At 32.9% G+C, this 19,019-nt stretch carries 9 protein-coding genes; 6 read left to right on the top strand and 3 right to left on the bottom strand.

Translation table 11 applies throughout. From position 1 onward, the window contains the following. Positions 1 to 722: 722 nt before the first annotated feature. From GQR97_RS04320 to GQR97_RS04310, 3 genes are all read right to left on the bottom strand, one after another. Positions 723 to 1,910 carry a glycoside hydrolase family 88 protein gene (locus tag GQR97_RS04320; protein WP_158845780.1) on the bottom strand — a complete coding sequence of 396 codons (1,188 nt, stop codon included), beginning with the start codon at positions 1,908 to 1,910 and terminating at the stop codon, positions 723 to 725. Positions 1,911 to 2,249: 339 nt separating this feature from the next. Continuing rightward, positions 2,250 to 3,899, bottom strand: coding sequence for a RagB/SusD family nutrient uptake outer membrane protein (locus GQR97_RS04315; protein ID WP_158845777.1), 1,650 nt, complete (start codon positions 3,897 to 3,899; stop codon positions 2,250 to 2,252). A gap of 24 nt (positions 3,900 to 3,923) precedes the next feature. Then, positions 3,924 to 6,959 (bottom strand): SusC/RagA family TonB-linked outer membrane protein, encoded by a 3,036-nt coding sequence (locus tag GQR97_RS04310; RefSeq protein ID WP_158845774.1) that lies wholly within the window; start codon positions 6,957 to 6,959, stop codon positions 3,924 to 3,926. Positions 6,960 to 7,840: 881 nt separating this feature from the next. Here GQR97_RS04310 and GQR97_RS04305 point away from each other — a divergent pair. The 6 genes from GQR97_RS04305 to GQR97_RS19875 all read left to right on the top strand — a co-directional run bounded on the left by GQR97_RS04305 (position 7,841) and on the right by GQR97_RS19875 (position 19,011). Further along, on the top strand, positions 7,841 to 10,114 hold the full coding sequence (locus GQR97_RS04305; protein WP_158845771.1) for an alginate lyase family protein: 2,274 nt from the start codon (positions 7,841 to 7,843) through the stop codon (positions 10,112 to 10,114). Between the two features lie 24 nt (positions 10,115 to 10,138). Further along, on the top strand, positions 10,139 to 10,510 hold the full coding sequence (locus tag GQR97_RS04300; protein WP_158845768.1) for a cupin domain-containing protein: 372 nt from the start codon (positions 10,139 to 10,141) through the stop codon (positions 10,508 to 10,510). A gap of 492 nt (positions 10,511 to 11,002) precedes the next feature. Then, positions 11,003 to 14,233, top strand: a complete 3,231-nt coding sequence (locus tag GQR97_RS04295) for a SusC/RagA family TonB-linked outer membrane protein (protein ID WP_158845765.1) — start codon at positions 11,003 to 11,005, stop codon at positions 14,231 to 14,233. 6 nt (positions 14,234 to 14,239) lie between these two features. Next, positions 14,240 to 15,841 carry a RagB/SusD family nutrient uptake outer membrane protein gene (locus GQR97_RS04290; RefSeq protein WP_158845762.1) on the top strand — a complete coding sequence of 534 codons (1,602 nt, stop codon included), beginning with the start codon at positions 14,240 to 14,242 and terminating at the stop codon, positions 15,839 to 15,841. A gap of 12 nt (positions 15,842 to 15,853) precedes the next feature. Then, a complete protein-coding gene (locus GQR97_RS04285; protein ID WP_158845759.1) occupies positions 15,854 to 17,026 on the top strand; it encodes a hypothetical protein in 1,173 nt (390 codons plus the stop codon). Between the two features lie 20 nt (positions 17,027 to 17,046). Further along, positions 17,047 to 19,011, top strand: coding sequence for a PKD domain-containing protein (locus GQR97_RS19875; RefSeq protein WP_158845756.1), 1,965 nt, complete (start codon positions 17,047 to 17,049; stop codon positions 19,009 to 19,011). The last annotated feature ends 8 nt before the right edge of the window (positions 19,012 to 19,019 follow it).

Here is a 19,019-nt window from a genome sequence, read left to right as displayed (position 1 = left end):
AAATGGTATTTAACATCAACATTATATTGTGATAAGACCCATTGTTGTGCATCCCAATAGCCTAAGAAACCATGCGCGTTTGAATTTAAACGTTTTGAAAGCCCATCGTGAATCTCTTTTGTGGTGATTTTAGACTTTTTGTTTATCTGTTACTTGCAAACCATTGGTAATATACTCTTTTGTCCAACGTTCTTGCGTTCTAGGGCTTATGTTTAAATATTCTGAGAGCTCATTTCTAGTCTTGAATCTTTTTTTCTGTAATGCTAATAGCTAAATAATCCTTTTTTCGAGCCTAAAATTTGGTTGTTGTTTTCGGAGTGTAATTAACTCTCTGTTATTTGAAATTCTTGGGGTTTTGCCATACCTCTGAGATAAATAAAAATGACGACATTTAATAATTAAATTAGTGTTATTAGCATTCTAATTTGTTTAATTGTCCAGTACGTTATTTGTTGCTCGATTATAGGCTGTTATAAGGTTACGGGACATTAGGCGTCAAGTTTTGCTGAAGGAAATGAAACTGTCTTTTTTTCGGTAAAATCCTTAGAGTTAAATAAATTTAAAATTGAGTTTTCTGAAATTACAGATGTGTTTGTAAAAGTTACAGATGCAGAGTTGTCTATCCAATCATTGGCTAATCAAACAGTAAATGTTTCATTGAAAGCTAACAATATAAATAAGGAAGTTCCAATAAAACATGGTAAAGTGATTTCAATTAAAATTTAGTCTATTTTTTTTCTTAAAGTTTTTAATCGAAGTAACGTTTCTAAAAAGTAATAATCACCATACACAATAGGTTCATCTACTTCATCATTTTTCGGCCAATTACCTGTGCTATGATCTAAAATGAATGGAGCTTCAATGTCTTCATTTAGAAGATAGTTCTTAGATTTGAGGCTATTTACTACCTTTTTGCTATAATTTAAATAGGTCTCGTTATTTGTATATCCGTATAATTCAACCAAAGCAGAGGAAACAATTGCTCCTGCTGAAACATCTCTTGGTGCGTTTGGAATTGAAGGATCGTTAAAATCCCAATATGGAATCCCGTCTTCAGGTAAGTTTTTATGATTTATAAAGAAATTAGCGGTGGCTTCTGCTTGGTTTAAGTATCGTTTATCCTTGGTGTATCTATATGCCATGGTGTAACCGTAAATTGCCCAACCTTGTCCTCGTGACCAAGAGGATTCATTATTAAAACCTTGGTGTGTTACCTTCATTCTTGGTTGAAACGAAATAGTATCATAATCTACTACGTGATAACAACTATTATCTGGTCTAAAATGATTTTTTAGCGTGGTATTAGCGTGTTTAACCGCAAGATTATAGTAAGAGCTGTCTTTGGAGATTTTAGTAGCTTCAAACAGTAATTCTAAATTCATCATATTATCTATAATGACTGGAAATTGCCAAACATTTTTGTTGAAATCCCACGAGCGGATACTGCTTATATGTTCATTAAAACGTGTGCTTAATGTTTTTGCGCTTTCAACTATAACTTTTTTGTACTCTTCGTTTTCTTCATGTTTTAATCCATTTCCGAAACTACAGAAAATTTTGAAACCCATATCGTGCGTGCGGTTATTGGTTTTTTCTTTTTCAACAAAAGCTGTCCATTGTTTGGCTTTGTTTTTATAAGCTTCATTTTCTGTTAGTTCATAAATTTGCCAAAGGTTACCAGGGAAGAAGCCACTACACCAATCTTTTGATAGTATTGTTTTTATAGTATTAGTTTTTATGTTTAAGCTACGCGGAAATGCCAAAGAATCTAGGTTGTATTGAAGTAGATCTTTGTAGCGCTTTTCTAATGGGACTGAGCCATGTTGGGATTTATTGGTTTGGACCTCTGTTTTGTTTTTACAGCTTAACGTTGTAAGTGTAATTGCTAGAAATAGAATTTTTGTGTTCATTTTTATTAAATTACATATAAATATATAATAATTAAACTCAACATTACAACTATAATAGTTAGGTCAATTTGTTAAACGTATTATTGAGTGTATTGTTTTTACAATATAAAAAAAATAATATAATGGATGTAGAATTGATATTTATGATTTTAGAGAAACCATTTTAAATAAAAAAACAGATTCAAAATAATATTCAGGTTGTATTGAATATTATTTTGAATCTGTTTTTTTCTATTTGTTAGTAATCTTGGGTTTACATTTTTAATTTGGTAAGCCCAAGATTGAAAACTATAAGCTATTAGCTAGCTTTGTGTAATTTAAAATTTATTACCAATGCATTTATAAATTAGGGTTTCTTTCTAATTCATCTTCAGGGATTGGCATTAAATAGTCGTCCGAAGAAAAGTTAGCTTTTGCACCTTCTAAACCAGAAGCACTAAAAACTTGATCTCCTATTTTTCTTCTAGCAATATCATACCATCTTTTACCTTCGAATGCAAGTTCTAATCTACGTTCTTCTAATACATCATCAACAGTAACTCCTCCTGAGTGATCTGCAGGAACTAAACTTGATGCTGTGCTTAACCATGCTCCACCAGATCTAGCTCTAGATCTTACGGCATTTATATATTTTACAGCAGATATATCATCATTTAATTCAACGGCTGCTTCTGCAGCAATTAATAATACTTCTGCATAGCGAATCATTGAATAATTATGGCTAGTTGCTCTACCGTTTCCACGAGCAAAAGGTCCTGGGTAACGTGTATACTTTGCTACGTAAGGTCTGTTTTTAGCAAATTTATGAGGTCCAGCAGATACATAACCACCAGCAGGTATTTCTTCTCCAGAATCACCAATTCCGTCATTGTTAGTATCATCTTCTAATTGTACACATGTACCATCTGCATCAGTATACCAACCTGTAGGATTTCCTTCTGAATCAATGCTAGGGCAATCGTTATAATTTACTTTTACACCACCAAAATATGAAAAATCATCCATACTAACAGCTCTTCTGTAATCTTCAGAGTTCCAAGTTTCATAAACTGCAAGTGCTGGAACAGCAACAGACCAGCCACCACCGTTTGTGTCACTTCCTCTAATACCTGTCATTGGAGCTATTTGATCGTAAGCATTATCAGGAGCTTCAAAGTTATTATAATCTAAAGCAAAAATAGGCTCAATAGAAGCGTCTATTTTAGTCGCATCAAATAAAGTTTGATAATCAGGATCTAAACCTAAGCTATAAGTACCGTTTTCAGCGCGAGCAATAACCTCTGAGGCTTCGTCGAAAGCTTTTTTGAAATTAGCAGAATCACTTGTTCCTGCCATTGTTAAATATACTAACGATAAATATGAGCTAGCTGCTGCTTTAGATGGGATAGCTCTAGATAGAGTTGTGTTAGGTAACCATGTTTTTGCAAACTCTAAATCTGCAATAATGTTCTCATATATTTCTGCTACAGGTGTGCTGCTTATAGCTGCAGATGCTGCTGCGTCTGTAATTGGTTCATCTATGTATGGAACAGATCCAAATTGTCTTACTAAGTGAAAATAGTAAAAAGCTCTTATGAAATATGCTTGTGCTACTACTGGGTTTTTAATAGCATCTTCTGCGCCTACAGATTCTGCTCCGGCAATAGCAAGGTTTGCAGCTGCAATACCTTGGTAGGTTTTAGGCCAAAATTCACTAATCATCCCGTTACTACCTAGTGTGGTTAATTCGTTCATCTCAACCCTTCTTGTTTCGTCTGATGCAAGGTCAACCATGTCAGAACGTAACATTAAAGCAATAGATAATTTTCTTCCCCAAAACTTTTCATTGATAGCATGTGTTAAAGCACCGTCAACTGCAGTTTGTATATCATTTGTAGATTGGAAGAATCCGTCTGGAGATAATAGTCCTACTGGCTCTTCTTCTAAATCTGAACATCCAACTATTGATAAACTCATCAATAACAAGAATAAATATTTATATGTTTTCATGTTTTTTATTTTTTTTATTATTGATTAAAATTTCACATTAAGGCTGAAGTTTACAGATCTTACTGTTGGGTAATTTCCAAAATCAAAACCTTGAACGGTATTTGAAGAAGTATTGTTGTCTCCCGCAGAACCGAAATAGTTTACCTCAGGATCTAAACCTGAATAATTTGTGAATGTTAATAGGTTCTGTGCACTTACAGATACTCTTACTCTTTCTAATCCTAATTTAGAAATAACATCTGTTGGTATGTTATAACCAAGTGCGATGTTTTTTAATCTAATATAACTTCCATCTTCAACAAAGCGAGAAGAAATCTCTCTGTTACTGTTGTTTCCAACTCTTGGTTGGTTTGTATCAGTATTTGTAGCCGTCCAAGCGTTATTAAAATAGTCTCTAGTGGTGTTTGCGTCACCGTTATTAAGCTGCACATCAGTTAAGTTAAAAATGTCTGCACCTTGAGAACCTTGAAAAAAGATGCTTAAGTCTAAGTTTTTATAAGAAAAGCTATTTGTAATTCCAAAAGTGTAGTCTGCATTGGGGTTACCTATCGTTGTTCTATCATCTTCTGAAATATCTCCACTTCCATCTAAATCAACAAATAATGGATCACCTGCAACACCGCTAGCTAAAGTTGCTGTTCCTGTTGGTAAAGCTCCACCTTGGTAAACACCTGCATAATCATAACCCCAGAAAAGACCAACTTCTTCTCCAACTCTTAATACATAACTTCTATCGTGGCTAAAATAACTAGGAGTAGCATCACCAAATATATCAGCATCGTTAATTAATGCTACTACTTTGTTTTTGTTAGCAGAAAGATTAAAATCTGTAGACCAGCTAAAGTTATCGTTAGTAATATTTCTTGTGTTTAAAGAAATTTCAAATCCCTTATTGTTAATCTCTCCAAGGTTTGTTAGTATTTCATCATTTGCATTACCGAAATACTCTGGAATACCATTGTTTCCTAAGATTAAGTCCTTAGTATCAATATTGTAATAATCTAAAGAAAGCGTTACTTTACTATTAAATAAACCTAAATCTACACCAAGATTTGTTTGGTAAGAAGATTCCCATTTTAAATCTGGGTTAGCCGGTTGGTCTGGTGTAATAGCATTAACGGTTTGCCCGTTGCTAGAAGCATAAAGACTAGCGAATCGAGCTAAAGATTGGTAAGGACTAATTGATGGATTACCTGTAACACCATAACTTACTCTTAATTTTAAATTAGAAACTGTTTCACTGTCTTTTAAAAAGTTCTCGTTAGATACTTTCCAACCTAATGCTGCAGAAGGGAAAATAGCGTATTTTTCATTGGCAGCGAAGTTAGAAGCTCCATCACGTCTTACTGTTGCTGTAATTAAATATTTATCATCATAATCATAATTTACCCTTCCAAATTGAGATTGTATTTCTGTTTCTGATAAAGAAGAATCAGGTTGTAATAAGCCTGTTGCTTTGTCTAAAGCATAAAAAGAAAAGCTATCTGAGATGAAACCTGTACCAGCAGCAGAAAATGCTTCAGTAGTTGTTTTCTGAAAAGAAACCCCACCTAATAAAGTTAAATCACCTTTTCCTAATTCTTTTTTATAAGTTAAGTAATTTTCACTTAAAACATTTGTTCTTTTTGCATTCGTTACGTTTGCACGTCCTCCTTCAGATGAAGCTGTTGTTATTAACGTTGATGGACTGTAAGTCCCGTTAGTTTCATTTTCCGTGCTTAAACCAAATGTTGTTTTAAAAGTAAGACCTTCTAAAATATCATAATTTGCATAGAAGTTTGCTCTAAAGTTATCTGTTTTAGTTTCATCTACTCTTTCTGTTGCAACTGCATATGGATTATCAACTTGATCACCAACAGAGTTAACCGTATTGTGTCCTAATTCATCTTGAACTGGTAAGTCTGGTGCAAATCTCATTGCTAAAGAAATTACATCATCACCACCTGCACCAACACCGTTAGAACCAGTAGATTGAGTTGCAACACCGTTTTTAGTGCCACGACTACCAAATAGGTTTAAACCTAATTTTAATTTATCAGTTACTTGTGCATCTAAGTTTGCTAAGAATGTTGCTCTTTCAAAACCAGAATTAACAATTATACCATCTTGATTAAAATAGTTACCAGAGGCATAGAAGTTCATTTTGTCCGATCCTCCTGAAAAAGATAGTTGATGGTTTGCTGTACTTCCAGATCTGTATATTAAATCTTGCCAATCTGTATCTGCTGTTCCTTGCACATAAGATGGATTTCTTAATTTTTGGTATTCAGTAAATTCATCTGCATTTAATAAATCTAATTTATTAGCGATATTTTGAACTGCATATGTAGAATTAAGTTCTACTGTTAGTTTTCCGTTTCTACCTTTTTTTGTTGTTACTAAAACTACACCGTTAGAGCCCCTAGATCCGTATATAGCTGTTGCTGATGCATCTTTTAAAACTTCTAAAGATTTAATATCATTAGCTTGAGGCATTGAAGCTCCTACAAAACCATCCACAACAATAAGAGGTGAACTGTTTGCACTAATAGACGTTGTACCTCTAATTTTGATTTTTATTGGAGCTCCTGGCTCACCACCATTATTAGATTGTACTACAACACCTGCAGCACGTCCTTGAAGTGCTTGTGCTGCGTCTAATACAGGGAATGCTGTTAGTTCGTCAGCTTTTACTGATGATACAGCTCCTGTAATGTCACTCTTTTTACGAGCACCATATCCAACAACAACTACTTCTTCTAAAGCACTTACGTCTTCGGATAAAGCTACATTTATTTTAGATTGAGTTCCAACAGTAACTGTTTTTTGAACAAAACCTACATAACTAAAGCTTAGTTCTAAATTAGTTCCTTCTACAGTTATAGAATAGTTTCCATCAAAATCGGTTGAAGCCCCTGTGTTTGTCCCTTTTACAATTACATTAACACCAGGTAACGGCTGGTTGTCTGTTTCCGAGGTTACTGTTCCTGTTATTGTTTTTTGTTGGGCATTTACAGTAAATGCAAAACAAAAGGCTAATAATAAAAGGTAAACCTTTTTAAATCGTTTGTGTTTTTTCATTAGTTTAATAAATTAGATTAGTTTAGAATAAATAATAAGACATATGTTGATTCTTGTGGTGATTCAACAGATATCTTGGCTTGTTTGTTTTTCTTCTTTCTTTTCTTTTTTTTAGTTTTTCATAGAGTCTTTTTAGTAGATTTTAAAATTAGTTTAATTGTTGTTTTTAAGAGTTCGAAATTAGGAGTGAAATTGTCCGAATTTGAATATTGTTTAAACTGGTTTACCAATTTGGTTTACCAAATATAGTTAAATTTTTCATAAAAACAAGATTGAGTCAATTTGTTTTTATGAGCTAAGGGTTTGAAAGTGTGTAAGAAACTTATTTTAGTATGAGTGATGTTGAACTAAGTAGTGGTGCGACATAGTATTATTTTTTTTAGATTAATAAGTTTATTACAATAGCGGACGTATGTTTTATTGAATTTTTTTAAATTCCCTCTCATATCCGTTTGTTACTAATGTTTTTTTAATAAAAAGTATATTCGTTAGCATTAAATACTTTATTTAAGTCATTATTGTCACCTTGTTTTTAGCGTGCAGAGTTATAGGTAAGAGGTTCTTAAAAGTTTTGAAAATATAGCACGTTTAACCTATATCTTTTATTTTTAATTTCTTACGAAAAACCTAAAGTAGGAAAATTAAACAAATAAAGACACAAAACAGTGAAATAGTGTAATTTATTTTATGTCGATTATTTGTTGTTGTGTTTTTAAATTAACAATGAATTTGTTTAATTTATAAGTTGAAAACTTGGTTATTTTTGACTTTTTTTCAATTTTAAAATCATTAATATGTTGGTCATTCTTTTGCGCAAGTGATAATAATGCTTATATTTGGTAAACCAATTTGGTAAACCAATTAAACCTTTTCTAAAAAAAATGAAAAAATCAAGAGTCAATTTACTCAGTTTAATACTCGTTTTAATCGTTATGTTTTCTTGTAAGGAGCAAGTGTCGAATGAAAAAAGTGAAATGGTTTCTACAGAGACTGAAGGAGGTCATCCCAATTTAATTCTTACAAAACAAGGAGTTAGGGAGATTAGAGCGCAATTGGGTAATATTCCAATTTTTGATAATACTTTAAAAGAAGTTCAAGAAGAAATTGATGCCGAAATTGAATTAGGTATCGATACACCAACACCAAAAGACTATTCTGGTGGTTATACTCATGTGCGTCATAAACGTAACATGATTGTTTTGCAAAAAGCAGGAGTTTTATATCAAATTTTAGATGATGAAAAGTATGCAAAGTATGTAAAAGATATGCTTATGCAATACGAGGGTATGTATAAAGGATTGCCTAAGCATCCTAAAACAAGATCTTATGCGAGAGGCAAGTTGTTTTGGCAATGTTTAAACGATTCTAACTGGTTGGTGTATGTGAGTCAGGCTTATGATTGTGTTTATGATTATTTAACTGAAGAAGAAAGGAACAAGTTAGAAACTAATTTATTTAAGCCTTTTGCAGATTATATTTCTATAGAAAACCCTCAGTTTTACAACAGAGTACATAACCATAGTACATGGGGAAATGCAGCAGTTGGTATGATTGGTTTGGTAATGAATGATGAAGAGTTAATCAATCGAGCTTTATACGGGATTAAAGATTTAGAAATGGATAAAACCGCCAAAGATGATGATGGTGGTTATATTAATAAGGACGGAAAAGCTGGGTTTTTAGCCAATATAGAAGAGCCTTTTTCGCCTGATGGATATTATAATGAAGGACCTTATTATCAAAGATATGCTATGTATCCTTTTTTAATTTTTGCTGAAGGCTTGCATAATGTAAGACCAGATGTGAAGATTTTTGAATATAAAGAAGGCGTGCTTTTGAAATCAATAAATGCTCTTTTAAATTTATCTGATGCGGATGGTGATTTTTTTCCGCTTAACGATGGTCAAAAAGGGATGTCTTATTACAATAGTGCTTTAGTAACGGCTGTAGATATTTCGTATCATTTTGGAGTGCAAGATCCAGGCCTGTTAAGTATAGCGAAGCAACAAAATAGAGTGTTGTTGGATGATTCTGGTTTAGCAGTAGCACTCGGAATAAAAAATGGAGAAGAAAAACCGTTTAATAAAAAGTCGATTAATTTATCCGATGGTCCTAATGGTTCCCAGGGTGGTGTGGGTATTTTGCGTAACGAAGGCATAGAGCTTGTTTTTAAATATGCGGCGCAAGGTTCAAGCCATGGGCATTACGATAAATTATCATATTCATTATATGATAATGGTGATGAGGTTATCCAGGATTATGGTTTAGCTCGTTTTGTAAATATTGAACAAAAAGGTGGCGGAAATTATTTAAAAGAAAATAAGACTTGGGCGAAACAAACCATAGCTCATAATACCGTGACCCAAAATGAAACCTCTCATTTTAATGGTGATTTTGAAACAGGGAATAAATATCATCCAGAACTTAATTATTTTTCTTCAGAGCATGAAAATGTGCAAGTAGTAAGTGCAAAAGATGTTCATGCCTATGCAGGAACAGAAATGCTTCGTACTATGGCTGTTATAAAGGACGAAGATTTTGAAAAACCTTATGTTTTGGATATTATGAAGGTGACATCAAACAAGGCCAATCAATATGATTTTCCATATTACTTTTTAGGTCAGGTTTTACAAACAAACTTTGAATATAAAACACCAGCTACGTTAAAAACTTTAGGTAATAAAAACGGATATCAGCATTTGTTTGTTGAAGGTTCCGCTAAAGCGCAAAGTGGTAATAGTAAATTGTCTTGGTTGAATAAGGGTGAGTTTTATACGTTAACAACGGTTACTACTACTGCCGACGATTTGTTGTTTACACGAATAGGTGCAAACGATCCGTATTTTAATTTAAGACGAGAGGCTGCTTTACTTTTAAGACGTAAGAATGTTAAGAACACAACGTTCGTGTCTGCAATTGAGGCGCATGGAAGTTATAGTCCAGTAACAGAATCTGCAGTAAATTCTAAAAGTAATATAGCGGAGTTAAAAGTGCTTTTAGATACCGAAGCTTATACAGCAATTGTTATTACTAATGTAAAAGGTAATTCGAAATTATTTATTACTGCTAATATCAATAGTGAAAAGGAAGTAAAACATAAATTGAAAATTAATAATGAGAATTACGAGTGGTCTGGTTCTTATTATTTCAAATAAATAAATCAACTTAAATAAAAAATTATGAAAAGATTAAGTGAAAAGTACGTCATCACAAAAGACATGGAATGGGAAGAACTTGGAGGAGGAGTTTCAAGAAAGTTTTTAGGCTACGATAACCAAATTATGATGGTAAGAGTGAAATTTGAGAAAGGGGCATTAGGTTCTCCTCATCAACATTTTCACACGCAAGCTACTTTTTGTGCTTCAGGTAAATTTGAATTTGAAATTGATGGAGTAAAGCAAATTGTAGAAGCAGGAGATGGCGTATATATTGAGCCTAATTTATTACATAGTGCGGTTTGTCTAGAAGAAGGCGAATTAATTGACACATTTAGTCCTGTAAGAGAAGATTTTCTAAGTGGTGATGGTGTGTCTTATTTTGGAGATAAATAGTCAAAGTAAAAAATCTGTTATGATGATAAATTAATACTTTTTAAAGTGTTTTTTTTATACAGGAGATGTTTTAATAGATTTTTTAGTTAAAATTTATGAAATCACTGTTTTTAACAAAATTTTATATATATTTGGTAAACCAATCTGGTCAACCAGTTATTTGATTGAGTAAGAGTACTAAAGCTAATTTTATAAATTATAATTATGAAAGCTTTTTATAAAATATAAAAAAAGGACGGATTCATCCCCGTCCTTTTTAAAACTATTTACTTCTTGTAGGAGGGAAGTAAATTAAAACATGCCATTACATTAATTAAAACATGTGTTCTACAAAATTACATAATTATAGTTAGTACAGATGTTTTTAATACAATTTTAGGAGTTAAACAATTCTTAAAACTATGGAGTTATTTCAGTTTTTAAAATTCAAATAATTTTGAAAATTAAACTCCATTTCAAACACAGTAAAAATTAAACTAATTTAATTTAATTATGAATTTAAAGTCTAAACTAATTTTAACAGTAATGTTGGTTTTCAATATTACTTTATTTGCGCAGAGCAGCAGGCAACTTACGGGTGTTGTTGTTTCGGCTGCAGATAACATCCCTATTCCTGGGGTAAATGTTATTATATCAAATACTTCAAAAGGAGCTTCAACAGATTTTGATGGTGCTTTTCAAATAGAAGTAAAGCAAGGAGATGTTCTTCAAATATCTTATGTTGGTTTTATTTCTCAAACTATTATTGTCGCTAATCAAAAAACATTGAATATAGCGCTTCTTGAAGATGTAGCTCAACTAAATGAAGTTGTAGTTATTGGTTACGGAGATCAAAAAGAGAAGACTATAACTAGTGCTTTAACAAAAGTTTCTGGTAAAGATCTTGAAAATGTTTCGGTATCTCGTGTAGAGGATGCTCTTCAAGGGAAAGTAGCTGGTTTAAGAATTCAAGTAGCATCATCAGAGGCTGGTGGTGATCCAAAAATCACATTAAGAGGGCCTGGATCAATTACAGGTTCATCGTCCCCTTTAATTGTTGTAGACGGAATTGTTTTAGGTAATGATGCTGATATTTTAGGATCTATCGATAATAATAATATTGATTCTATTAGTGTTTTGAAAGATGCATCGTCTGTTGCTATATACGGTTCTCGTGGAGCAAATGGCGTAATATTAGTTACTCTTAAAAAAGGTATTTCAGGGACAACAAAATTCTCGTACAATACATTTACGGGGTATAAATACGCTAATAAAAATGACAATTTTAATACTACCATAGCAGATGAAAGAGCTAGGTTAAATGGATTAGAGAGTGTGATTAATGGGATATCTCTCGATAGCCCGAACTATGATAGGATTTTAGGTGATTATGATTCTGCTTATGCTGAGCTTGAAGCTATGGATTTCATTGCTTCATTAGGTGGTGGTGAAAAAAACTGGCAAGATGAAGTTTTTAATGGAGGTGTTATAACTAGCCACTCTTTAGCAGTAAGAGGAGGTACTGAATTAACAAGTTACACGGCTTCTTTAGGATATCTTGAAGATGAGGGGATTGCATTAACCGATAATTTCAAGAAATATAATGCAAGAATAAAAGTTGATAGTAAATCAAAAAACAAGAAAATTAAATTTGGTGCAAATTTAAGTGTTAATTATAACGATCAAAATAAGTTGCCAGCGCGTTTTACAGATCCATTAAGACAATATGGGCATGTGCCGCTTTACTTAAATGAAGAACATTTAAAGTATGTTACTAATTTTTCTACAGATGTAGGGACTTCAACAGATGCTGGGAAACTATTTGAGAACCTTGGAGAAGGAAGTTATGGTTTTTCTAGAGCTTTTGATCATGTTTTTACACAAGACCCAAATAATCCTAGACAAATTCTTAGAGACCCTAATACAGGACTTCCAGTGGCTAGTGATTTAACATCAGGAGGACTAACTTTATCTACTACAAAAAATGTACATCCTTTAGTTCATTTTCTGGAAAGATCTAGAACGAAGAAGAAATTAAGTTTAAATGCATCATCTTATATTGATTTTGAATTAGCGAAAGGGCTTAATTTTAGACAAACTGTTTCAGGTGTTTTTAGACACAATAAGAATAATGATGCTGACTATTTATATGGTCAAGAAAATAGAGATCAAGAAGCTTTCAGAGCAGAAGGAAGAGATGAATTAAATCAATTTGTATTTGAATCACTTGTTAAGTATAAGAAGAGTTTTGGTAAACATGAATTTAATTCAGTTTTTGGATTTGAGTATACACAAAGAGATTTTTATACACAAGAGACCGAAGCAGTAGGTTATACCAATGATTTTAATAATAATATTGCGCTTGCAGATGGAGGAACTACTTATACAGATAATGGAACAGATAAGTTAGTGTCTTATTTTGGAAGAGTAGATTATAACTATAATGAAAAATATTTATTACAAGTATCTGCTCGTACTGATGGTAGTACTAGATTTGGACCAAATACTAGGTTTGGGTTCTTTCCTGCAGCTTCTGTAGGTTGGGTTATGTCGAAGGAAAATTTCTTGTCGTCAAGCGATCTTGTAACATTCTTAAAATTAAGAGCTAGTTATGGTGTTTCGGGTTCTAATGAAATATCTAACAATATATTTGAATCACTTTATAGATTCGAAGAAACATTCGGAACTGTTGGTTATAATGGTCAAACAGGAGTTAAAGGGTTAACTTTAGCAAATAAAGATTTAGGTTGGGAAAAATTAGTAGAGTTTAACCCTGGGATAGATGTTACCTTTGGTAGAAGTCTTTTAAATTTATCATTAGATTATTATACAAGAACAAGTGAAGACTTAATTCTTTTTGCTCCGGTAGCAGGTACTTATGGTGCAGATAATTGGTTACAAAATATTGGTGAAGTTAAAAACGAAGGTCTTGAAATAGAATTAAATTCAAGACTTATTACTAGCGAAGATTTTAGTTGGTCTGCTTCAGGTCAGTTTTCTTTAAACAGAAATACAGTTCAAAGTTTAGGGAAAAGTGAACAAATTATTTCTGAGATTGCACAGGATACCAGAGCTACACAGTTTATAGCTAAAGTAGGGCAACCAATAACATCTTTTTACGGTTGGGTTTACGAAAAAGAAATTCCGTTAGAGTGGGTTGATAACCCTTTTAATAGGTTTAATAATGATTTTGCAGATGTTTATGTAAAAGATTTAAATAATGATGGTGTTATAGATGATGAGGATAGAACGGAATTAGGAAGTCCTTATCCAGATTTTACTTGGGGATTCAGTTCAGATTTTAGATATCAAGATTTCGATTTTTCATTCCAATGGCAAGGGTCTCATGGAGCCGAAGTTAGAGTTGCCGATTTAGATCAGTTGTATTATGCTAGTGAATCTGCCGTAAATGAGCTTGCTAGTTTTCCTGATAGAGATTTAACAGTTCATAGAAGATTTACAGACGATCATATTCAAGATGCTTCTTTTGTGACTTTAAGAAATGTAACATTAGGTTTCTCTTTACCAGAATCGTTTACTTCAAGAAATGGAATTGATAAGCTAAGGTTTTATTTAACAGGAGAGAATTTATTGTTTTTTACTGCTAAAGGTTATGAAGGGTTTAACCCAGATGCTTCTGGTCAAACATCAGATAATGCCAATACGCCATTAACATCAGGTTATCAAAGAGGAGATGGTCCAGTGGTTAGAACAATTTCAGCAGGGATTAACTTTCAATTTTAATTAATTATGAAAAAGATATATAAAAATATAATAGTTTGTTTTTCTTTAGCAGCTTTAGTTACAAGTTGTGAGAAAGAACTAGACCTTAGTAATCCTACGGCACTTTCAATAGAGGAGTTACTACAAACAGATAACGGATTTGAGTTGTTATCAAATGGAGTTTTAGATGCGTATCAAAAAGTTCCAGCAAATGAGTTTTTATTAATAGAATTACGATCTGATAATGTAAGAGCTAATTCAGAAAACGGAAACTTTCCTGCAATCAATGCTTATAATGTAAATGCAAATAATGGTGATGTAGCAACATATTATTCTAATAATATGTCTACTATTAAACACGCTAATAATATTATCGATAATCGATTTTTAGCCCCAGAAAACCAGCAATATGCCGTTGGTGAAGCTTATTTTATGAGAGCTTTGTGTCATTTTAATTTGGTAAGAGCGTATCAAAACGTGCCTTATGTAGATAAAGTTTTAGATATCACTAAGGATGAAGCTTTAGATTATCCTCAATTACCAGAAGCCGATGTTTATGCTAAGATTATTAACGATTTTAAAACATCCATAGCATATTTAGACGGTGGTGTACAAAATAGATATCGTCCTTCTAAAGGCGCTGCAATTTGTTTAGCTGCAAAAGCATATTTAAGTCAACCTAACCCTAATTATGCTGAAGCAGAACTTTTATTAGCCTCTGTAATAGAAAATAATGGGTCATATAATTATGATTTAATATTTACAGAAAGAAATAACGCTGAGCAGTTCGAGTTTAATGCAGATCCTTTAAACCCTACAACTGATGTTTTAACTGATGCCGAATATTATGCCAACCTAGTAATCGATTATGGGCATGTTTTAGGAAATGCAATTTCTGATGGTTATACAGATGGTGTTCTTGATGGATCTTGGTCAAACAGTTCTGCATTGGAAATTAATGATGAAGTTATTTTTTCAATAGCTTACGATTTAGTTAGTAGTGACAATTATGTAACTAGTGATAGTGGTTTAGGCGATCAAGTAGAAACCGATTCAGAATCGCATAGTTTTGCTATGACGTTGCAAGGGCCTTCAAATGGTGTAAATATTGCAACCCTTGATTTTTTAGAAGTTATGAATCCAGAATTACAACCTGTAAGGTTCTATGCTAGTGTTAATGCATTAGATTATAGCGCAACATTAATAGATAATACAAAAGATACTTTTAATGTTAAATTCCCAACAAATGGTGAGATTGGAGATAATGATTGGATAGTTTTAAGATATGCCGATGTATTATTGTTGTACTCAGAAGCTATTTTAGGAAATGATGATAGTACCACAGATTCTAGAGCTATTGACGCTTTTAATAAAGTAAGATTAAGAGCTGGTCTTGAAGAGGTAGTTAACTTAACAAAGGCTGATTTATTAGCGGAAAGACGTGTTGAATTTGTTTACGAAAATCAACGTTTGTACGATTTAATTAGGTTTGGTAAGGCAGATGATGTTTTAACAACATTCTCAAATCAAAACAGTTTGTTTTACACAAACGAAAAGAAATACCTTCCTTTTCCACAAAGAGAAATAGACAATTTACCTGGCTTTTATAACCAAAATAACGGATACTAAAATCGCATAATTATGAAAAAATATTTATTTAATTTAAAATATATAGTGTTAGGTACATTCGTTTTCCTAACAGCGTGTGTTAGCGATGATTTAGCTAACGTAGGTGATTTAGAGGATATTACGGGTCCGACACCTTTTTATAACTTAACCGACGTAACGACTTCAGAATTTGACTGCGAAAAAAATGAATTATGGGCGAAGTATGATTTTAATTTTCAAGCAGGTTCTAATTTAGCAGTAAACGGAACAATGTATGAGTGGTCCATAGCTCCTGCAGATGGAGTTACTTTCATCAATAAGGAGTTGCCGATTTTAAACCTTAAAATTGAAGCTGAAAGAGCTACGGTTGTGGCTATTGAAAAAGAGATTGCTAAACGTGAGTTTAAATTACCATGTGAAACTAATCAGGCTAAGATTGATGTTTTAGAAGCAGAAATTGTTGACTTTGAAGCTCAATTAGTAGCAGCTGAAGCAGCACTTTCAGATGAAATATTACAAAATATTTCTGATTTAGAAAGTGAAATTACGGCTTTACCTCCAGCAACATTACAAGATCAAGAATTAATATTTTCTTTTCCTGGCCCAGGAGAGTATACCGTTGGATTAACGGTTACCGATAACCTTGGTAAATTTAATTATACTGAAAAACTAGTTACTGTAAATCAAGCTGTACCAACAATTCCACAACCGGAAATTGGAGAGCCTGGTTTCGAGGATAATAGTTTGTTTGACGGCACTGGAGATGGTAGAGATTCATGGAGAGCACCTAGCAGTAGTGCTTGGGGTAGTGTATTTCAGATTAATTCAAAAGCAGAAGGTGTTTTACCTGAAGGATTACAAGCATCGAAATTTCCAGCAGATGGAACTAGAACTGGTTATCAAGAAATAGAGGTAACTGCAGGAGCAACCTACGTATTAACTTATTTTAGTGCTTTTGAAGAAAATGCTTTTGGAGATGTTACTGTATCTATAGTAAGTACAAATGCAACAAGTTTAGATGAGGCAAAGTTAGCTGCTAACATTATTGCTTCTAGAACGGATAATAATGTAGGTAGAGTAGGTGATGTTTTCAAAAAGCACGCTATAACTTTTGAAGCTGGAGAAAATGAAAAAGTAATCATTTTACTTACTAATTCTGGTGTTGAAAGTAGATTAGACGCATTTGATATAACAGTTAAACAATAAACGTTCTAAAATTTAATATTATGAATTATAAAATATTTAAAAAAATTAATAGAAGTGTTTTTGTATTATTTTCTATGCTTTTGGGGCTTGTATCATGCTATGATAGTGGTTATGACGAGTTTATACCACCAACGGGAAATGTAAATAATATTCAACCAAATACTTTGTTTACAACAAGTACAAGTGCAGATGATACTATGTCATTTGTGTTTAGAAGTTATTCAACGGACGCAGCTTCTTATTTATGGGATTTTGGAGATGGTAATACATCAACTGAAGCAAATCCTGATTACACTTATACTGAAGGTGGTGAATATACAGTAACATTAACTACAAAAAGTTCTGATGGTTTAGTTGCTGAAGATTCATCAAATGTAGCACCTATTTTTGTTGATTTCACGCCTACTATGGTAGATTCAGAAGTTGCTTTCGAAAATTTAACCTCTGGTGCTAAAGCATTAGTTTGGGATTTTGGCGATGGAGAGACTTTAGTGTGGAATTCTGAAGAAGGTGATACCGAAGAAGATCCTAGTTTTAATCCTGTACATATATATAAAACCGCTGATACTTTTGAAGCAACCCTTACGGCAACTACTTTTTTGAACGTTCAAGTTTCTGTATCTAAAAATATAGAAGGATTAGTCTTATCAACAATTCCTGATTTTACTTTTGCTGTTTCAGGTTTTAGCGTACAATTTACAGATGCATCAATATTAGCAGTTTCTCATAGTTGGGATTTTGGTGATGGAACTACGTCAACAGAGGTTAATCCAACACATATTTATGCTGGTGAAGGTAGTTATGAAGTGACATTAACTACAACAAATGATGCCGGTGTATCTAAAACTATTACACAGGGTGTTCCTGTAGGAGGTGTTCAAGCAACTTTTGCTGCAAAAATTTTGAATGGCTCAATTGATGAGTTTACAGGAAATAAAGATGATAATAATGATGCATGGGAACTAGATCCTCCAAATACATTAAAAGATGGTTCTGATAGTCCTTATTCATGGGCTAATGCTGGTCTTAAGTCTTTAGGAAAGAAAGCAGGAGGCATTACTTCAACTAAGAATTCCGGCACGTATGCTTTAAAATTTGATAGTAGTGATCGTAGAGCGTATCAGCCTTTTGCTGTGGAAGTTGGCGTTGAATATACTATTTCAATGTTTGTTAGAACTAAAGGAACAGAAAATTTTACCGTGTATATCTTAAATAATGAAGTTCAGGATGAGACTGATTTAACAGGAAATAGTGATGCTGTTTATATTGTTTCAGATGATGAGGATTCATATAAGGAATATACGTTTACTTTTACTGCGAGTTCAACAACTGCTGTGTTTTATGGGGTTCCTGATGATAATTCTTCAGCAAATAATCAGTTTTTAGACGATGTATCAATTCAAACACCTGGGTTCGATCAAGACGGGAACGCAACTGGAGTTAATGCAACTTTTGCTGCAGAGATTCTTAATGGTTCAATTGATGAGTTTACAGGGAATAAAGATGATAATAATGATGCTTGGGAGTTAGATCCTCCTAATGTATTAAAAGACGGAATAACAGATAGTCCATATACATGGGCTAACGCAGGTCTTAAGGCCTTAGGAAAGAAAGCAGGGGGGATTACTTCAACTAAGAATTCCGGTACTTATGCTTTAAAATTTGATAGTGATGATCGTAGAGCTTATCAGCCTTTTGCTGTTGAAATTGGTGTAGAATATACTATTTCAATGTTTGTTAGAACTAAAGGAACGGAAAATTTTACCGTGTACATATTAAATAATGAAGTTCAGGATGAGACTGATTTAGCAGGAAATAGTGATGCCGTTTATGTTGTTTCAGATGAAGAGGATTCATACAAGGAATATACTTTTACGTTTACTGCTAGTTCAACAACAGCTGTGTTTTATGCGGTTCCGGATGCTGGTTCTTCAACGAATAATCAGTTTTTAGATGATGTTTCAATTCAAACTCCAGGGTTTTAATCAATAAA

Source organism: Algibacter sp. L1A34 (genome assembly GCF_009796805.1).
Taxonomy (GTDB): Bacteria; Bacteroidota; Bacteroidia; order Flavobacteriales; family Flavobacteriaceae; genus Algibacter.
Note: the sequence above shows the minus strand (reverse complement) of the source record. Positions and strands in the feature narration are given on the sequence as shown.